The sequence below is a fragment of the Burkholderia sp. BCC1998 genome, assembly GCF_905339875.1.
Lineage (GTDB): Bacteria > Pseudomonadota > Gammaproteobacteria > Burkholderiales > Burkholderiaceae > Burkholderia.
Genome location: NZ_CAJPHE010000023.1, coordinates 80,503 through 99,615, shown reverse-complemented (window position 1 = coordinate 99,615; position 19,113 = coordinate 80,503). Strand labels below are relative to the sequence as shown.

Annotated in this window: 15 protein-coding genes and 1 pseudogene; 10 read left to right on the top strand and 6 right to left on the bottom strand. The window is 68.0% G+C overall.

All coding sequences use genetic code 11. The annotated features are described in order from the left end of the window. Nucleotides 1-47: 47 nt before the first annotated feature. Nucleotides 48-614 (top strand): DNA-binding protein, encoded by a 567-nt coding sequence (locus U5A56_RS30405; protein ID WP_321926158.1) that lies wholly within the window; start codon nt 48-50, stop codon nt 612-614. Between the two features lie 196 nt (nt 615-810). On the opposite strand, the gene U5A56_RS30400 is transcribed toward U5A56_RS30405, so the two are convergent. The 4 genes from U5A56_RS30400 to U5A56_RS30385 all read right to left on the bottom strand — a co-directional run bounded on the left by U5A56_RS30400 (nt 811) and on the right by U5A56_RS30385 (nt 4,192). Further along, entirely contained in the window at nt 811-1,887 is a 1,077-nt protein-coding gene (locus U5A56_RS30400) for a polyamine ABC transporter substrate-binding protein (RefSeq protein ID WP_415749244.1), read from the bottom strand. 268 nt (nt 1,888-2,155) lie between these two features. Beyond that, nucleotides 2,156-2,326: a hypothetical protein gene (locus U5A56_RS30395; RefSeq protein WP_193759844.1), complete on the bottom strand. Its 171-nt coding sequence runs from the start codon at nt 2,324-2,326 to the stop codon at nt 2,156-2,158. Between the two features lie 448 nt (nt 2,327-2,774). After that, on the bottom strand, nt 2,775-3,467 hold the full coding sequence (locus U5A56_RS30390; RefSeq protein ID WP_321926154.1) for a pentapeptide repeat-containing protein: 693 nt from the start codon (nt 3,465-3,467) through the stop codon (nt 2,775-2,777). Between the two features lie 86 nt (nt 3,468-3,553). After that, nucleotides 3,554-4,192 (bottom strand): TetR/AcrR family transcriptional regulator, encoded by a 639-nt coding sequence (locus U5A56_RS30385; RefSeq protein ID WP_124488064.1) that lies wholly within the window; start codon nt 4,190-4,192, stop codon nt 3,554-3,556. Between the two features lie 228 nt (nt 4,193-4,420). Here U5A56_RS30385 and U5A56_RS30380 point away from each other — a divergent pair, with 228 nt between their 5' ends. The 4 genes and pseudogenes from U5A56_RS30380 to U5A56_RS30365 all read left to right on the top strand — a co-directional run bounded on the left by U5A56_RS30380 (nt 4,421) and on the right by U5A56_RS30365 (nt 9,156). Continuing rightward, nucleotides 4,421-5,545, top strand: coding sequence for a Rieske 2Fe-2S domain-containing protein (locus U5A56_RS30380; RefSeq protein WP_321926152.1), 1,125 nt, complete (start codon nt 4,421-4,423; stop codon nt 5,543-5,545). 12 nt (nt 5,546-5,557) lie between these two features. Then, nucleotides 5,558-7,285, top strand: coding sequence for an FAD-dependent oxidoreductase (locus U5A56_RS30375; RefSeq protein WP_321926150.1), 1,728 nt, complete (start codon nt 5,558-5,560; stop codon nt 7,283-7,285). A 113-nt stretch (nt 7,286-7,398) separates the two neighbouring features. Next, a pseudogene (locus U5A56_RS30370) lies at nt 7,399-7,852 on the top strand (hypothetical protein). Between the two features lie 53 nt (nt 7,853-7,905). Next, entirely contained in the window at nt 7,906-9,156 is a 1,251-nt protein-coding gene (locus tag U5A56_RS30365; protein WP_321926149.1) for a saccharopine dehydrogenase family protein, read from the top strand. 232 nt (nt 9,157-9,388) lie between these two features. Here U5A56_RS30365 and U5A56_RS30360 read toward each other — a convergent pair whose 3' ends face one another. Then, nucleotides 9,389-10,477, bottom strand: coding sequence for an AraC family transcriptional regulator (locus U5A56_RS30360; protein WP_044847711.1), 1,089 nt, complete (start codon nt 10,475-10,477; stop codon nt 9,389-9,391). 258 nt (nt 10,478-10,735) lie between these two features. On the opposite strand from U5A56_RS30360, the gene U5A56_RS30355 reads away from it, so the two are divergent. From U5A56_RS30355 to U5A56_RS30335, 5 genes are all read left to right on the top strand, one after another. Continuing rightward, nucleotides 10,736-12,127: an APC family permease gene (locus U5A56_RS30355; protein WP_321926147.1), complete on the top strand. Its 1,392-nt coding sequence runs from the start codon at nt 10,736-10,738 to the stop codon at nt 12,125-12,127. Nucleotides 12,128-12,191: 64 nt separating this feature from the next. Next, nucleotides 12,192-13,589 carry an aspartate aminotransferase family protein gene (locus U5A56_RS30350; RefSeq protein ID WP_321926145.1) on the top strand — a complete coding sequence of 466 codons (1,398 nt, stop codon included), beginning with the start codon at nt 12,192-12,194 and terminating at the stop codon, nt 13,587-13,589. A gap of 36 nt (nt 13,590-13,625) precedes the next feature. Then, nucleotides 13,626-15,050, top strand: coding sequence for an aldehyde dehydrogenase family protein (locus tag U5A56_RS30345; protein ID WP_321926143.1), 1,425 nt, complete (start codon nt 13,626-13,628; stop codon nt 15,048-15,050). Between the two features lie 194 nt (nt 15,051-15,244). Beyond that, nucleotides 15,245-16,747 (top strand): M81 family metallopeptidase, encoded by a 1,503-nt coding sequence (locus U5A56_RS30340; protein ID WP_321926142.1) that lies wholly within the window; start codon nt 15,245-15,247, stop codon nt 16,745-16,747. 120 nt (nt 16,748-16,867) lie between these two features. After that, the gene (locus U5A56_RS30335) at nt 16,868-18,055 is read left to right on the top strand and encodes a beta-propeller fold lactonase family protein (RefSeq protein WP_321926140.1); all 1,188 of its coding nucleotides are present in this window, start codon (nt 16,868-16,870) and stop codon (nt 18,053-18,055) included. Nucleotides 18,056-18,225: 170 nt separating this feature from the next. Here U5A56_RS30335 and U5A56_RS30330 read toward each other — a convergent pair whose 3' ends face one another. Then, on the bottom strand, nt 18,226-18,984 hold the full coding sequence (locus U5A56_RS30330; RefSeq protein ID WP_135801046.1) for a hypothetical protein: 759 nt from the start codon (nt 18,982-18,984) through the stop codon (nt 18,226-18,228). Nucleotides 18,985-19,113 lie beyond the last annotated feature (129 nt).

The following is a 19,113-nucleotide window of genomic DNA, read 5'->3' as shown; positions in this document are numbered from 1 at the left end:
CGCGTCGCGGTTCAATTCAACGATTCATCACATCACCGGAATACACGATGCAACGCAACCACCGAACGATCGGCGTGATGGGCTCGGGCAAGGAACCGTGGCTCGCATTCTCCGAGCCGCTCGGCGCATGGCTCGCGCAGGCCGGCTTCAACCTGCTGACGGGCGGCGGCCAGGGCGTGATGCTGGCGGTCGCGCGCGCGTTCGCCGACGTGCCGGCGCGGGCCGGCCGGTCGATCGGCATCCTGCCGACGCAGGCCGATCCGCATGCGGGCTTCGTGCCGCTCGACGGCTACCCGCATCCGTTCGTCGAGATCCCGATCCTCACGCCGCTGCCGCGCCGCGAACCGGGCGCCGATCCGCACACCATCAACCGGAACTACGTGAACGTGCTGAGCAGCGACCTGATCGTCGCGCTGCCCGGCGGGCACGGGACCGCCGAGGAGATCGCGCTCGCGCAGCGCTGGCGCAAGCCTCTCATCTGCCTCGGGCCGGACGGCGCGTTTCGTGAGCTCGCCGCGGGCGCGACGTGCACGTCGTCGCTCGACGACGTGATCCGCTTCATCGACGCAACGTTCGCGGCGGCGTTGCCGCATGCGGAGCCGGCGCAGCGATAGTGCGGCCGCGGCCGGGCGTCAGTCGCCGGGTGCGGCTGCTGACGACTGCTGGTCGTCCAGCCCCGTCGAGCACGGCCCGTTCGGATCGGCCGTCGCGCGTCCGCGGCCGTTTCCCGAAAAGTGGGTGATCGTCGCGGGAGCGGGCGGCGCGTGCTGGCGATCTGTCGGTGCGGCTCGACTGGCCGTCCCGCGCTGGTCAGCGCCCCGTCTTCAGTTGCGCCCACAACCTGTTCTGAAGCCGGCGAATCTCGGGCGGCATCGGCTTGAGCAGCGTCATCTTGCTCAGCACCTCGTCGGCCGGATAGACCGACGGATCGCGCGCGATCGCGGGCTTCACGAACTGGCGCGCGGCCTTGTTCGCGGTCGGGTAGAACACCGCGTTGGTGATCCCCGCGTTGACCTTCGGGTCCTGCAGGTAGTTGATCCACTTCAGCGCGGCATCGCGGTTCGGCGCATCCTTCGGAATCACCATCATGTCGAACCACAGCAGCCCGCCTTCCCGCGGATTCGCGAAGCGGACCTCGTACGGACGCTTCGCTTCCGCCGCACGGCGATGCGCGATGCCGACGTCGCCGGAATAGCCGAACGACACGCACAGGTCGTTGTTCGCGAGATCGTTGATGTAACCCGACGAGTTGAACTGCGTGATGTACGGGCGCACCTTCTTGAGCACCTCGTACGCGGCGCGGTAATCGGCCGGATTCGTGCTGTTCGGATCCTTGCCCATGTACTGCAGCGTCGCGGCGAACACGTCGACGGCCTGGTCGAGAAACGATACGCCGCAGCTCTTCAGCTTCGCCATGTTGGCCGGGTCGAACACCAGCGCCCAGCTGTCGACCGGCGCCTTGTCGCTGAGCGCCTTCTTCACCGCCTGCACGTTGTAGCCGATGCCGTCGGTGCCATACGCCCACGGCACGCCGTACTGGTTGCCCGGATCGGCGTCGGCGACCATCTTCATCAGCAGCGGATCGAGGTTCGACAGGTTCGGCAGCTTCGTCTTGTCCAGCGGCTGGTAGACGTTTGCCTGGATCTGCTTGGCCATGTAGTTCGACGTCGGCACGACGATGTCGTAGCCGGAGTTGCCCGACAGCAGTTTCGCCTGCAGCGTGTCGTCGCTGTCGTAGTTGTCGTAGCGCACGTGCAGGCCGGTCTGCTTCTGGAAATTCGGGATCGTGTCCGGCGCGATGTAGTCGGACCAGTTGTAGATGTTCAGCTCGCCGGCGGCCCGGGCGTGTGGGGTGACGACGGCGGCGATGCCCGCGACGGACATCATGGCGGCGGTTGCGATGGTGCGGCGAAGGGTGCGGAGTTGCATGGCTTGTCGTTCGTATCGGGGGGCTCGGCGGTTGGCTGCTCGCCGCGCCACGGTTCAAGGGATGGACGTGTGCAACCGGCCGGCGCGCGAAACGAACACCGGCGGCGCATGATGATCAGGAGTCCGTTCGGTCTGCGCAGCGAATCGTGCCGACACGCAACGCGAGCCGATCCTGTCGTGAGTCACGCGACACGATGCGCAGGTCGAACGGAACGGAGGGGGGGCGCTAAGGCAGCAGCGACGCCACGTCGTCGGTGTGGATCGCGACGTATGCGCGCGCGGCGACGGCGTTGTGACGGCGGACGGAACGGCGGGACAGGATGGTGTAGATCGACAGATGCAGGCGAGGACTTTGCCGGCGGTCACTGTCGTCGGTGGACGAGATCGATGCACGCACGTTGCGCGCATCGCCTCGTCTCCACCGCACCAGCGGGCCACGGATTCTCACGATTGCTCTCGACCGGGTTGTTGAAAGTATTGAACACCTGGCGACTCGCGGACGCTGGCCGTTTCACGTGTCGATCGTCGCATTTGCCGCGCGGGGGCATCGGGACCGTCAAGCAAAACGAAAGCATGATGCAAAGCGAAATCGCCGAAACATCGCGTTCCCGTGAATCATCAGGTAAATCGCTGTAAGGATGTCTCCGGATTTTCCCTAGTGATTCGCGCGTCGACGGATCGGGTCGTCGAGCGTGAGCGCCGAGGCGTGCGTGACGTGTGCCGTTCGGGATGCGGTCGAAGTGATGAGAATATTCGACAGATTGCCGGCAGCTCACGCGACATGCGCGGTTCGCGGCCGGCGTCGCGCATGTCGGCCGCGGGGCGAAGCAACGCGCGTGCGGTCGTCAGGCGACCCGGATCCCCAGATTCTCGATCAGCATCGCGGCCTGGTCATACGAGATGGTCGCGCCGCGCAGCACGCCCGACGCGAGCAGCTTCGGCGTGCCGCCGAGCTCCACGTCGCGCAGGTCGGCCCCGTCGAACCGGGCGTCGTTCAGATGCGCGTTGCGCAGGCTGCCGCCTTCGAACACGGCGTCGCGAAAGTCCGTGCCGGCGAGATCGGCATCCGCGAAGTCGAGTGCCACGAGCCGCGTTTTCCGGAACGAGAAGCGGCGCAGGCTCGCGCCGACCAGCAACGTGTTCGCGAATTCGATGCCGAGCGACTTGCATTCCTCGAAGTCGGCGCCGGTCAGCCTGCATTCGTCGAAGCGCGCCGAGCCGAGCTTGCTGCGGCGCCAGCTCGTGTTGTTGAGATCGCAGGACTGAAACTGCGCGTCCTCGAGGTCGGCCGACGCGAAGCTCGTCTGGCGCGCGCGGCAGCGAATCCAGGCGGTCTGCGCGAGCGTCGCGCCGACGAACGACGCTTCCGCGAGCGCACAGCGCTCGAATCGCACGCCGCGCAAATCGAGCCGCGACAGGTCCGCACCTTCGAGATCGCAGTCTTCGAGACGAAGCGGCGCAGGCGAGCCTTCGACGAGAAGCAGCAGGTCGGCGCGATCGAGCGTTCGGCCGGAGACGGAAACTCCGCAGGTCGTCATGGGGTAGTCCGGTGTGAGTTGAAATGTTCGAGGCCGGTATCGGATGGTATCGGCCGGGCTGCGCGACATCGCGCGGGCGCCGCCGCTCAGCGCGCGGCCTTCATCCGGGCCGCGACCGGCTTGCCGGCCGGCTCGCGCTGGAACGTCCACAGGATGCGCATCTGCGCGCGCATCGCCTGCTCGTCAGCCGGAACCAGGCAGTACGCGAGCCCGATACGGCTGATCAGCGCGATGATGTCGTCGAGCGCGGGCACCCGAGCGCCGTGCACGGCGACGTATTCACGGTACGGCTTTTCGAGCACGCGCTGCCACATCGGCGCGATGTTCTCGACGATGTAGCCGAATACGTCGGTGGACAGGCTCGTGGCCAGATAGTTGTGGTGAAAGCCGCCGTGATGACGGTCGCGATAGCGCACCGCGAAGCACACGCTCTCTTCGCAGTAGGCCTCGAAGTCGTGCTCGAAGGCGGTGAGCGCGCGCTGCATCTCGTCGAAGAACTCGGCGTTCTGGATGCCGATCACGCCCTGGATCAGCTCCTTTTTCGTGCCGAAGTAGCGGTACAGCGTGCGCCGCGAAATGTTCGCGCGGCGTGCGACGTCGTCGATCGACAAACGGTCGATCCCGTGCTCGATCATCGCGTCGAGCGTGGCGCGCAGGATCGCGCTTCGCCCGTCATTGACGCTGTCCATCCTGCTGGCGTCGCCCCAGCGCAGTTGCCGATCCATACCTTTCCTCGTTGCCGTGCGTCGCGCGGCGTGTGCCGATGAGCCGATCGAATACCTCGGTTCGGAATTTTCGCACACGTTGTCACAAAAATGGAATTTGTGCCATTATGCGTCACAAAATAAGCAGTGTGTGACATAGCGCCGGGTGCATCGACCTGCCCGGTGTGTTCCCGGCACGGTCCGCCACGCAGTGCAGGGCTGCGCCTTTCGACTGGAAGGAGACGATCCATGACCGAATCATCCGCGCCGGCCACCCGGCATCCCGTTCACCGGATTCATGCCGCACCCATCGACGCGCGCTACGCGCGCGGCTGGCATTGCCTCCGGCTCGCCGACGACTACCGCGACGGCCGCGCGCACGGCCTGTCGATCTTCGGCACGCGCGTGGCGGTGTTCCAGGGCGAGGACGGGCAGTTGCGAATCCTCGACGGCTACTGCCCGCACATGGGCGCCGACCTCGGGCGCGGCCACGTCGACGGCAACGCGCTCGTGTGTCCGTTTCACGGCTGGTCGTGGGCCGGCGACGGCGCCTGCACTGCGATTCCGTATTCGCAGCGCATCCCGCCGAAGGCGCGCATCAAGTCGTGGCCGGTGATGGAGCAGAACCGCCTGCTGTTCGTGTGGAACGATCCGGAGGGCAATGGGCCCGATCCGGCGGTCGAGATTCCGCGCATCGACGCGTGTTTCTCCGATGCGTGGAGCGACTGGGCGATCGTCAAGTGGGTGATCGACACGAACTGCCGCGAGCTGATCGACAACCAGTCCGACATGGCGCACTTCGGCCCCGTGCATGGCGCGCCGATCGACTACTTCTGCAACACGTTCGCGGGCCCGGTGGCCTACCAGAAGCTGCGCGGCGGCAGCACGCGGCTGGCCGGCAGCGGCGGGTTGACGGCCGACTCGGCCTACTTCGGCCCGGCATACCACGTCACGCTGATGACGGGTGAAGCGCAGGGGCAGCCGCTCAGGTCGATCCTGCTCAACAGCCACGTGCCGATCGACACGAACAGCTTCGAGCTGCGCTTCGGCGTGATGGTCGAGAAGAATCCGGCGCTGACGGAAGAACGGAATCGCGCGATGGTCGACGGCTACGTGCTGGCCGCGCAGTCGGCATTCCGCGAGGACGTCGCGATCTGGGACCACAAGACGCGCGTCGACAATCCGCTGCTGTGCGAAGGCGACGGCCCGATCTATCGGCTGCGCCAGTGGTACCAGCAGTTCTACACGGACGTGGGCGAGCTGCCCGCGCGGCACGCGAGCGTCGAGGTGCACGAATACCGCGGCGAGCACGGCGCCTGGCGCCAGCTCGCCGACGTGCCGGCCGATGCGGCAAGCTGCCTTGCCACGATCTGAGCGGAGGCGATCATGTACGACGATCGACACGATTCGTTCGGCGACGCCACGTACGACGTGGTGGTGGTCGGTTCCGGCGCGGGCGCGATGACGGCGGCGCTGCGCGCGCATGACCAGGGGCTGTCGGTACTGGTGGTCGAGAAGAGCACCGTCTATGGCGGCACCACGGCGGTGTCCGGCGGCGGCATCTGGATTCCGTGCAACGACCAGATCGCCGCGCTCGGCGGCAGCGATTCGTATGACGAAGCAATCATGTATTTGCGCGACGTGGTCGGCGAGGATTTCGACGCGCAGCGCATCGATGCGTATCTCGACAACGGCCCGAAGATGGTCGCGTATCTCGCGAAGCACGCGCACACGCGGTTCAATGCGGTGCCGCGTTATCCCGACTACTACCCGGACCGCAAGGGCGGCAAGCCCGGCTACCGGACGATGGAGCCGGCGGCGTTCGATGCCGCGCGTCTCGGCGCGCATTTCGACACGTTGCGCGCGCCTTCGCCGGCGACGCTGATCGGCGGGCGCGTCGCGATGACGCAGATCGAGGCGCACACGATCCTCACGAAGGAGCGCGGCTGGCTGCGGCTCGCCGCGCGCCTGATGCTGCGCTATGCCACCGATTTCAAATGGCGGCGCCGCACGCCGCGCGACCGGCGCCTGACGCTCGGCAATGCGCTCGTCGCGAGCCTGCGCGCGGCGCTCGAGCAGCGCGGCATCGCGCTGTGGCTCGCAACGCCGATGCGCTCGCTGCACACCGATGGCGCACGCGTGAACGGTGTGGTCGTCGAGCGCGACGGCCGGCCGTTCGGCATCCGTGCGACGCATGGCGTCGTGCTCGCGTGCGGCGGATTCGAGGCGAACCAGGCGATGCGCGACCAATATCTGCCGAAGCCGACGCGCGCGGAGTGGAGCGCGGCGCCGCCGATCAACACCGGCGACGGCATCCGCGCGGGGCTCGCGCTCGGGGCCGACGTCGCGCTGATGGGCTTCGTCTGGGGCGTGCCGACGGTGCGCGTGCCGGGCGAGGAGAAGCAGCGCGGGCTGTTCGTCGAGCGCTCGGCGCCGCGCTGCGTGATGGTCAACCGGCTCGGGCGGCGCTTCGTCAACGAATCGGCGCCGTATCCGGACGTGATCCACGCGATGTATGCGGACCATGCGAACACGCAGGCCAACGTGCCCGCGTGGCTGATCTTCGATGCCGAATATCGCAAGCGTTATCCGTGCGGCGTGCTGCTGCCCGGCAGCGTGCAGCCGGACAGCAGGATCCCGCCCGGCTGGCTCGACTCCGTCATCTATCGCGCGGGCACGCTGGCCGAGCTGGCCGCGAAGATCGGCGTGGATGCGCAGGGGCTCGCGCAGACGGTCGAGCGGATGAACGGTTACGCGCTCACCGGCATCGATACCGAATTCGGCAAGGGCGGCAACCTGTTCGATCGCTATTACGGCGATTCGTCGTCGAAGCCGAATCCATGCCTCGGGCCGATCGAGCGTGCGCCGTTCTATGCGCTGCGGGTCGACCCGGGCGAGATCGGCACGAAGGGCGGCTTGCGTACCGATGCGCATGCGCGCGTGCTGCGTTCCGACGGTTCGGTGATCGACGGCCTCTATGCGCTCGGCAACACATCGGCGGCCGTGATGGGCAAGACCTACCCGGGCCCCGGCTCGACGATCGGGCCGGCGATGACGTTCGGCTATGTTGCGGCCGATCACATCGCGGCCGCGCGTTCCGACCGCTTCCTCTAGTCGAGGCCTTGACCTTGAAGTCGGGTTGAATCTTAGAGTGCCTGCTGACAGTAGCGAATCAGCAGGCCCGCACGTTGCCTGCGACGATCAATCTTCGACGAGAGGCAACGCAGATGGACAGGCGCTTTACACAGGTCGAATTCGGGCCACACAAGGTCGATGTGCCCGAAGGCGGGTACTACGACCGGTTCCGGATGAATCCGGATCTCGATGCGGTCGCGCGGGATCCCGCCGCGGGGAACATCGATTTTTTCCGTCGGATTCCGAAGCGTCAGGTCGCGTCGCGCGTGGGTCCGACCGCTGATCGACGTGCCGTCGCAGTCGCGGATGGGCACGAATACCATGGTCAATCTCGTCGACGGCATGTGGCACCAGAGTTCGGTGCAGACCAATACGCTATCGTTCGCACAGCGCGTGTTGCCGCGCGGCATCGAGCTGGTGCGGCACGGTGGGCCGCTGAGTCAGCTGCTCGACGGGCTCGGTGTATCCACCATCGTGCGGTTCGACGTGGTCAAGGATGCCCAGCTGGTGCTGAATCTGCCGACGCCATTGGGGAACGTTCAATGAACCCGTTCGATGAATCCGGCTGCTCGTAACCACCCGTTTCGGAGGAAGCATCGATGACCCAGCCGACCCGTGATCTGGATCTCGTCGTATTCGGTGCCACCAGCTTCGTCGGGCAGATCCTGACGCGCTACCTGTCCGAATACCTGTCGGGCAGCGGAGAAACGCTGCGCTGGGCGATCGCCGGCCGCTCCGAGGCGAAGCTCCGGCAGGTCAGGGGCGCGCTGGGCGCCGCATGGCAGGCGCTGCCGATCATCGTGGCCGATGCCGCCGACGAAGCGCGGTTGCTTGCGTTGTGCGAGCGCACGCGCGTCGTCGTGTCGACCGTCGGCCCGTACGCACTGTATGGCGAGCCGCTGGTGCGGATCTGCGCGCAGACCGGCACGGACTACTGCGATCTCACCGGCGAGACGCAGTGGATCAAGCGGATGATCGAACGGTACGAACCGGCGGCCAGGCAATCGGGCGCGCGCATCGTGCATTGCTGCGGTTTCGATTCGGTGCCGTCGGACATCGGCGTCCTGTTCCTGCAGCAGCACGCGCGGCGGCAGTGGGGCCGGCCGGCCACGCAGGTGAAGATGCGCGTGAAGACGCTGAAGGGCGGCGCGTCGGGCGGAACGGTCGCGAGCGTGATCAACGTCGTGCGCGAAGCCGCGGCCGATCCCGCGTTGCGCCGCGAACTGCTCGATCCGTATGCGCTGTGTCCGAACGATCATCGCTTTACGGTGCGGCAGCACGCGGTCCGGTCGGCGGAATTCGATCGCGACGGCGGCACGTGGATTGCGCCGTTCGTGATGGCGGCCATCAACGAGCGCGTCGTGCATCGCTCGAACGCGCTCGCGGACGATGCGTACGGCAGCCGGTTCGCGTATGACGAGGCGGTCATCACGGGCACGGGCTTCAAGGGCCGCCTCGCCGCGCTCGCGATGATGGCCGGCCTCGGCGCGTTCATGGCGGGCGTTCTCGTCAAGCCGGTGCGCAGCCTGATGGAGCGCTTCCTGCTGCCGAAGCCCGGCGAGGGGCCGAGCGTCGCCGCGCAACTGGCCGGCCGTTTCGACCTGCGCTTCTTCGGGCGCGCCGACGACGGGCGGACGCTGCGCGTGAAAGTCACCGGCGATCGCGATCCGGGCTACGGCTCGACCGGGAAGATGCTGGGGCAGGCCGCGCTCAGCCTCGCGCTGGATTGCAGCCGCGACGGCGAGAAGACCGGGCGCGGCGGGGGCTTCTGGACGCCCGCGACGATGTTCGACGAGCGCTTCGTCGAGCGCCTCGTGCGTCATGCCGGGTTGCGTTTCGAGGTGCTTTGAGCGCGTGGCGCACGCGTCCGGGTCGACAGGAATCGACGCGCCGCCATTTTGTCGGATGGCAGGACACATACCCATGGCCTCGATACGCTTGCCGAGGCAAACCGTAACCTTTAAGTGAAGTTCAAGGGCAAGCGTTTTTCGCCTTGCCTTTGCGCGGGCGCGCGTTGCCCATGACGAGGCCCGGAAGTGCCGGTACGGCGCGGAGTGGCTGACGTTCGCGTGCCGCGCGATTTCAGTCGTTCGCGCCGGCGCGCGGCGTCTTGCCGGTCCAGCGCCGGTACGCATGGCGGAAGCTGCGCGGCTCGCTGTAGCCGAGCCGCTCCGCGATCGCGGCGACGCTCAGCGCCGGCTCGTCGAGCAGCCGTACCGCCTCCTGGCGACGCACGTCGTCGAGCAGCGACTGAAACGTGATGCCGTCCTTGTCGAGCCGGCGTCGCAAGGTGCGCTCGGTCAGGTGCAGCGCGTTCGCGAGCGACGTCATCGACTTGAAGCGCGCGAGGTCGCGCGCCATCAACTCCTTCGCGCGATCGGCGAAACGCGTGCCGACCGACGCGGCCCACTGCCGTTCGAGCGCTTCGCATTGCCCGTGCAGCGCATTGAAGCTGACTTCGTTCGCGAGCCGCGGGGCTTCCGTGCCGTTCACGCTCGTGAACACGAGCCGGTTCTCGCCCGCATTGAACGTGACCGGGCAGTCGAAGTGGCGCGCGTAGTCCGCGCCGTTGCGCGGCGTGCGGCGGGCGAGATGCAGCTGCGCGGGCCATACCGGCTTGCCGACCAGATCGGACACGATCAGGCGCAGGCTCGACAGGCACATGTCGGTCTGGAACACCTCGAGGTCGGGTTCGCCGTTGTAGCGGCCGATCGTCACGCTCATCCCGTCCGCGTGCGCGTGCACGCGCACGTCGAAATACAGCCCCATGAACAGCGGAAACTGGCTCATGCACCGGAACGCCTGCATCACGGAGCCGCTGATCAGCATCGCGTACCCGGCGAGGCCGAGCGTCGACACATGGAGCCGCGCGCCGATCGACAGGCCGATCGACGGTACGCCGCTGCAGCGCAGCAGGTTGCGGAAGCAACGCTGCTCCTGGCCGCGATTCACGTGCAGGTTCGGCGACGCGACTTCGGCCGCGCCGAGGCCGGTGCCCTCGAGCAGCGCGGCGCCGTCGATGTGCCGGACGCGGCATTCGTCGAGCGCGACCGCGATCGCGTGCACGGTGGCGGGAATGTCTTCCTGGCGTCCGGCCGGACGCGCGAGGCCGAGCGCCGAACGCAGGCTGCGTTCGGCGCGGCTTTGGGGTCGATGGGACTTGCTGTCCATGGCGAGGGGCGGCAACGGGTTCGCGTAGAACATAGCCGGAATGTCCGCGAAACGCCAGAGGGCACGCATCACCGGGGGGGCGGCCGCCCGCCACGCGTCCGGAAATATCCCCCGATTACGTCCGCTTTTCTCATTCGTCGTCGATTTTTTGGCGCACCACACTCGTTTCCGGATCGCGCAATGCCTGCAGTGCCTGCACTGCCTGCATTGCCGACGAGACGAGTGTTGATGTCATGGACCACGCCACGTGAGGACAGCATGAAAGACACCAGGCCGGAGCAGCGCACGCCCAGCGCCGCGACAGACGACGTGCGGGCACGCACGGACGGGCACGCCGACGCAGGGCCACGCGCCGCGCATTCGCTCGGGCTGTTCACGCTGGTGATCTTCGGCCTCGCATACATGCTGCCGATGACGGTGTTCACGACCTACGGGATCGTCACGCGCGAAACCAACGGACACCTGACGATCGCGTATGCGGTCACGTTGGTCGCGATGCTGCTGACCGCGCGCAGCTACGGCCACATGGCGCGGCTGATGCCGAGCGCCGGTTCCGCCTATACGTTCGCGAGCCGCAACTTCGGCACCTCGGCCGGCTTCATGGTCGGCTGGGCGCTGCTGATGGACTACCTGTTCATCCCGATGATCAGCTACCTCGCGATCGGCATCTACATGAAACAGCTGTTCCCGGCCGTGCCGGCCAGCGTGTGGATCGTCGCGAGCATCGCGCTGGTCACCGGGCTGAACATCGTCGGCATCCGGCTCGTCAACCGCGTGAACCTGATCCTGATCGCGAGCCAGCTCGTGTTCATTGCGGTCTTCGTCGCGGCGGCCGCGCATGTCGCGGCCGGCGAGGGGCTGGCGCCGACGCTCGCGCTGCCGTCGTCGGGCGACGCGCGGGCGATCTTCGCCGGGTCCGCGATCCTGTGCCTGTCGTTCCTCGGTTTCGATGCGGTGTCGACGCTGTCGGAGGAAACGCGCGAGCCGCGCCGCACGGTGCCGCGCGCGATCCTGCTCTGCACGCTCGCGAGCGGCCTGCTGTTCATGCTGATCGCGTATGCGGGGCAGGTGGTGTTCCCCGACTGGCATGCGTTCAAGGATCTCGATTCGGCCAGCCTCGAACTGATGCGGCGCATCGGCGGCGGCACGCTGTCGGCGCTGTTCGTCGCGGTCTACGTGGCCGGCTGTTTCGCGAGCGCGATGGCCGGCCAGGCGAGCGTCACGCGCGTGCTGTTCGCGATGGGCCGCGACCGGGTGCTGCCCGAGCGCGTGTTCGGCCACCTGCATGCACGGTTGCGCACGCCGGTGCGCGCGACGCTCGCGGTCGGCGTCGTGTCGCTGTCCGCGCTGTTCATCTCGCTCGATCTCGCGTCGACGATGATCAGCTTCGGCGCGCTCGTCGCGTTCGCGGTCGTGAACCTGTGCGTGATGCGCAGCTATCTCGGCCGCCCGGAACATCGCCGCTTCGCGGGCTGGATCAGGTTCGGCGCGGTGCCGGCGCTCGGCTTCGCGATGAACGTCTGGTTGTGGTCGGGCCTGTCGCGCCAGACCTTCTACGTCGGCATCGGCTGGCTCGCGATCGGGCTGTGCCAGCTGCTGTGGCTCACGCGCGGCTTCACGCGCCCGGCGCCGACGCTGTCGATGAACTGAATAACCGGCCGGCGGCTTCCGGCTGCGGGCCGCCGGTCTCGAATCCCTGAAGGAGGAATGACCCATGAACGGTATTGACGTCAATCTCGATGCGGACCTGCAGGCGCTCGGCAAGCGCCATCTGCTGATGCACTTCACGCACGCCGATGCGTATCGCGACCACGCGCTGACGGTGTTCGACCGCGGCGAAGGCTGCTGGCTCGTCGATCGCAACGGCAAGCGCTACTTCGACGGGCTCGCCGGGCTGTACTGCGTGCAGATCGGTTACAGCCACGGCGCGGAGATCGGCGACGCGATCCGCGAGCAGATGGTGCGGCTGCCGTTCGCGACCAACTGGGGCTACGGCCACGAACCGGCGATCCGCCTCGCGCACAAGCTCGCGGCGCTCGCGCCGGACGGCCTGAACCGCGTGTTCTTCACGTCGAGCGGCTCGGAGTCGAACGAATCGGCGATCAAGCTGGTGCGCCAGTATCACCAGGCGCGCGGCGAGCCGCAGCGGCGCAAGTTCATCGCGCGGCGCGTCGCGTATCACGGCACGTCGTTCGGCGCGCTCGCGCTGAACGGGATGACCAACTTCCGCAAGCATTTCGAGCCGCTGATGGCGGGCGTGCGGCACGTGAGCAATACGAAGCGCTACGGGCGGCCGGAAGGCGAGACGGAGGCGCAGTTCACGCGCCATCTGCTCGACGAGATCGAAGCGCTGATCGTCCAGGAAGGGCCGGACACCGTCGCCGCGCTCGTCGTCGAGCCGCTGCAGAACGCGGGCGGCAGCCTGACGCCGCCGGCCGGTTATGCGCAGGGGCTGCGCGCGCTGTGCGACCGGCACGGCGTGCTGCTCGTGGCCGACGAAGTGATCTGCGGGTTCGGCCGGCTCGGCGAATATTTCGGGTCGACGCGTTACGGGCTGAAGCCGGACCTCATCACGTTCGCGAAGGGGATCGCGTCGGGCTACGTGCCGCTCGGCGGCGTGATCGCGAGCGACACGGTGGTCGACACCGTGCTCGCCGGCCCGCAGCAGATGTTCCTGCACGGCGCGACCTACGGCGGCCATCCGGTCGCGTGCACGGCAGCGCTCGCGAACCTGGCGATCATGGAGCGCGAAGGCGTGCTCGCGAACGTCCGCGCCAACGAGGCGGTGTTCCGCGAGACGCTCGACGGCCTGCTCGAGCTGCCGTGTGTCGGCGACGTGCGCGGCGACGGCTACCACTACTCGCTCGAGCTCGTGACCGACAAGGCCGCGCGCCGCTGGGCGGCCGGCATCAGCGCGCAGACGTTCGTGTCGACGCTGCTCGCGCCCGCGATCTTCGAAGCCGGGCTGTTGTGCCGCGCGGGCGTCGACCACGAAGGCACGCCGATCGTGCAGTTCTCGCCGCCGCTCGTGATGTCGCGCGACGAGATCGTGTGGTTCGTCGCGAAGATCCGCGACATTCTCGCCGACACTTACGCGCGTGCGACGCGCTGAGCGCGGCAGCACCGTTCGTCATTCCAGGAGCCTTCGATGCGAACCTCACAACAGAGCTATATCGCCGGACAGTGGTGCGATCCGGCCGATGCGCGCGCGATCGACGTGATCGATCCGGCGACCGCGAAGCCGTATGCGCGGCTCGCGATCGGCGGGCCGGCTGACGTCGACCGCGCGGTCGGCGCGGCGAAGCGGGCATTCGACGCGTATTCGCGCTGGACGGTCGACGCGCGCGTCGCGCTGCTGCAGCGCGTGCTCGACATCTACCGGCGCCGCTACGACGAAGTCGCGCGCACGATCAGCCAGGAGATGGGCGCGCCGATCGCGTTCGCGCGCGCGATGCAGGCCGCGGTCGGCACCGCGCATCTCGAACAGACGATCCGCGCGCTGCAGTCGTTCCGGTTCAGCACGCAGACCGATTCGCTGCTGGTGTCGCACGAGCCGATCGGTGTGTGCGCTCTGATCACGCCGTGGAACTGGCCGATCAACCAGATCGTCTGCAAGGTCGCGCCGGCGCTCGCGGCGGGCTGCACGATGGTGCTCAAGCCGAGCGAGATCGCGCCGTTCAGCGCGATCCTGTTCGCGGAGATCCTGCACGAAGCCGGCGTGCCGCCGGGCGTGTTCAACCTCGTGCACGGCTACGGGCATGAGGTCGGCGATGCGCTGTCGCGGCATCCGGACGTCGACATGGTGTCGTTTACGGGCTCGACGCGCGCCGGTGTCGAAGTCGCGAAGGCCGCGGCCGATACCGTGAAGCGCGTGCACCAGGAACTCGGCAGCAAGAGTCCGAACCTGATCCTGCCCGATGCCGACATCGAGGATGCCGTCACGCGCGGCGCGCGCAGCTGCTTCAGCAACAGCGGACAGTCGTGCAACGCGCCGACGCGGATGTTCGTGCACGTCGATCAGCTGGCCGCGGCCGAGGCGGCGGCGCGCGATGAGGCTGCGCGCACCGTCGTCGGCGATCCGCGTTCGCCGGAAACGGGCATCGGGCCGGTCGTCAGCCGCACGCAGTTCGACCGCATCCAGCAGCTGATCCGGAGCGGCATCGACGAGGGCGCGACGCTCGTCGCGGGCGGGCCCGGTCGTCCGGACGGGCTCGGCGACGGCTTCTACGTGAAGCCGACGGTGTTTTCGAACGTCACGCCGGACATGACGATCGCGCGCGAGGAGATCTTCGGGCCGGTGCTGTCGATCCTGACCTACCGGACCGAGGATGAAGCCGTGGCGCTCGCGAACGATTCGGTCTACGGGCTCGCGGCTTACGTGCAGACGAAGGATCTCGAGCGCGCCCGCCGGATCGCGGCGCGCTTGCGCGTGGGCAACGTGCACATCAACTATCCGGCGTGGAACCCGGCCGCGCCGTTCGGCGGCTACAAGCGTTCGGGCAACGGACGCGAGTATGCGGAGTTCGGCCTCGTCGAATATCTGGAGACGAAGGGCACGACCGGTTACGCTTGAGCGACGCGCGCCGCCGCTGCGGTTCGTGCCGGCGCGCGAGCCGGCGCGCGGCGGTGCGATTCGGGCGACGGCGCTGCACTGCGCGTGCCGCGCCGTTTCATCGTTTCATCGATTGCGAGGAATTCGACGATGCGGATGAAGGACACGACAGCGGGCGGCTGCCGCACGGCCGCGAACGCGACGGGCGCCACGCGATGAAGATCCTGATCGCCCGGATGAACCACGAAACCAATACGTTCTCGCCGGTACCGACGCCGCTCGCCGCGTTCGGCCGCAACGGCCCCGACTGGGGCGACGACGCGTATCGCGCGAATCACGGGATGCGCACCGCGATGGCCGCGTTCATCGATGCGGCGGCTCGCGCAGGCGCGGAGATCGTCACGCCGGTGTCGGCGGCCGCGAACCCGAGCGGGCCGGTTGCCGCCGACGCGTATGCGGCGATCTGCGACGCGATCGTCGCGGCCGCGCCCGGCTGCGACGCGGTGATGCTCGACCTGCACGGCGCGATGGTCGCCGAGCAGAGCGCGGACGGCGAGGGCGACCTGCTCGCGCGCGTGCGCGCCGCGCTGCCCGATGCGCCGATCGCGGTCGCGCTCGACCTGCACGCGAACGTCACGCAGAAGATGATCGATCACGCGGACGTGATCGTCAGCTTCAAGACCTATCCGCACGTCGACATGTACGAAACCGGCGAGCACGCGGCGCGTGTGCTGCTCGACCGGCTGCACGGCCGCGCTCGGCCCGTGCTCGCGTGGCGGCAGCCGCCGCTGATGACGTCGACGCTGCGCAGCGCGAGCGCCGAAGGCGCGATGCGGCGCGCGGTGGAGGCCGCGCGCGCGGCCGAAGCCGACGGGATGCTGGCTGTATCGGTGCTGCCCGGCTTCTCGCTCGCTGACATTCCCGCGCCGTGCATCAGCATCGTCGTGGTCGCCGACGGCGACCGCGCGGCGGCCGACGCGGTGGCCGAGCGCATCGCCCGGCAGATCTGGGACGCACGCGACGAATTCGTCTACCGCAGCGCGCCGCTCGCGGAACCGGTCGCGCAGGCCGCGGCGCTGGCGCGCGGTGCGGACCGTCCGGTGCTGATGCTCGATCACGGCGACAACTGCATGTCGGGCGGCCCGTGCGACACGATGGACCTGCTGGAGGAGGCGCTCGCGCAGGGGCTCGACGGGATCGTCAGCGGGCCGCTGTGCGACCCGGATGCAGTCGCGGCGCTGATCGACGCGGGCGTCGGCGCGACCGTGACCGTGCCGGTCGGCAACCGGATGCCGTCGCACGCCGGCGCGCGGCGTGCGCCGTTTCGGGCGACGGGCATCGTGCGCGCGATCACCGACGGCGAATACGTGATTACCGGGCCGACGTATACGGGCCAGCGCGCATACATGGGCCGCGCGGCGGTGCTCGATATCGGCGACGCGACGCTGGTCGTCACCGAGCGCACACAGGAGCCGTGGGATCTCGGCGTGTTCGAGAGCGTCGGCATCGATCCGCGCCGCGCGCGATTCCTGCTGCTGAAGTCGCGGATGTACTGCCGGCCGGTGTTCGTGCCGATCGCGGCCGCGCTCGTCGAGTGCGACAGTCGCGGCGTGACCGGTTCGGACTACGGGCTGTTCCGCTACGAGCGGCTCGTGCGACCCGTGTATCCGCTCGACGACGTCGGCCGGTGGGACAGCGCGGGCGTGCGCACGACCTGAGCGGCGGGCACGAGACGCCGGTTTCGCGCGCTTTCGTGCATCATGCGGTGGCATCGACCCGTCGAGCAGCAGGGTCGTGCCAGTCCTTGCATCCGCAACCGATCCGGAGAACCGACCGCCATGCATTCGAATCGCTTTCGCCTTCGTCGCGCCCGCCTGCTCGCCGCGCTGACGCTCGCTACCACCGCCGTCACCGCGCACGCGGCCGACTGGATCGTGTCCGGCAACGACGGCAAGTATCAGCGCGTCGAAGGGCGCGACACCTATCTCGCGTCGCCGCCCGCCGACACGCTGACGCTGCTCGACGCGAGCGTGTTTCCGCCGAAGGTCGCGCTGCAGGTCGACGTCGAGAACGGCATCCAGGGCCCGCCGCAGGCCGTCGCGATCGCACCCGACGCGAAGCTCGCGCTGGTCGGCGCGCCGACGCGCTACGACCAGACCGCGAAACAGCTCGTGTTCGACACGTTTGTGCAGCTCGTGAACCTCACTGCGTCGCCGCCGGCGATCACGCGCATCGAACTCGGCACGCACCCGCAGGGGATCGCGATCGATCGGTCGGGCCGGCTCGCGCTGGCGGCGAACGTCGACGGCAGCGTGTCGATCCTGCGGATCGACGGAACGCAGGTGACGCTCGACGGCAACCTGAAGATCGGCAAGAAGCGGCTCGCCGGGATCAGTTTCACGCACGACGGCAAGCATGCGCTCGTGTCGCTGCGCGACGAGCAGGGCATCGCGGTGCTGAACGTCGACGACGGCAAGGTGACCGACAGCGGCACGCGGCTGAGCACGGGCGTCGCGCCCTACACGATCGACGTGTCGAGCGACAATCGCTGGGCTGTCGTCAGCAACGTCGGGCTCGCGGGGCTGCCGCGCGATACGGGCACGCTCGCGGGCGATGCCGATTCGGTCGCGCTGATCGACGTGTCGCGCACGCCGTTCCGCACGGTCCAGTACCTGACGGTGCCGTCGCTGCCGGAAGGCGTCGCGATCTCGCCGGACGGAAAGTGGATAGCCGTGCAGGCGATGGACGGCTCGAACCTGACGCCCGACAACCCGGGTCGCCACAAGCTCGGCAAGGTGGTGCTGTTCGAGATCCGCAACGGCCGTGCGGTGCAGACGAGTGAAGTGCCGGGCGGCGAAGCCGCGCAGGGCATCGTGTTTACCGCCGACAGCCGGCACGTGATCGTGCAGTTCAACGTCGAGCGGCAGCTCGCGCTGTATGCGGTGGACGGCGGCAAACTGCGCGATACGGGCAAGCGCATCGCGCTGTCGGGCGGGCCGTCGTCGTTGCGGACGTTGCCGCGGTGATGGGTTGAAGCGTTCGACGGGCTGGCCGACGCGTGCGTCGCGCCGGTCCGGGATGCCGGGCTGCGCACGCAGCCCGAAGTCGCGATGACGGCGACGGTCAGCCGCCATCCGCTAGCCGAACTGCTCGCGCTGCTACGCATCGCGCAGCGCCAGCCGTTCGCGCCCGCGGCTCATTGACCGAGCAACGCCGGCAGGTTGCCCTCATAGAGATGAACGCCCGCGTGGACGGTCTGGAACCACGAACACGCATACAGCTTGCCGCCGCACATCCGCCATTTCTTGCAGAACGACAGATCTTCCGACAGCGAGCGCCCGTCGGGTTCCCTCAGGAATTCGAAATGCTCGTACATGGAGGTCGAATTCGGCGACAGGTTCCGATAGCTCGGCGGAAACTGGACCTGCGTCTCGGGATAGGCCTGCGCCATCGTGTCGAACACGGGGCGCGCGATCATCATCAGGCCGGCGCCGCCCGAGTGGATTTCGGAAACCGAATCGAGCTGGATCCGGGACTGTGCACCGTCCACCGCATACGCGGTCTGGCTGTAATCGGCGCTGAACAACGCGAGCCGCTCGGGCGGCGCCGACGGATCCGAGCGCGCGGCCTCGGCGACCGCCGCCCAGTTGATGCTCTTGGACGGATACAGCCCGAGCATCACGTCGTGCTGCTGTTCGAACATCCGGATCACGTCGCTGCCGCGAAAGCCGATGTCCGCATCGATGAACATCATGTGCGACAGGCCGCTGTGCAGGAAGCGCTCGACCGCGACGTTTCGTTGCTGATGCAACAATGCGGTGCCGCTCAGGTAGAAGTATTCGAACGCGAGGCCGGTGCTCAGGCACGCATGCTGGAGCTCCAGCAGCCCGTTCACGTAGGGCAGGTAACACATGCCGCCGTAGGCGGGCGTGGCGACGAAAATGCCTTGTTTCATGATCGGACGGCCTGCGTGGGCGGTGCCCTGTTCGTGCTGCGCGAGAATGACGACTCCGACCCGCATCTTACCCTGCGTCGCGGCCCGCCGGTCGGCGTTTTTCAGTGCGGCGGCGAAGCGCGTCCGCCG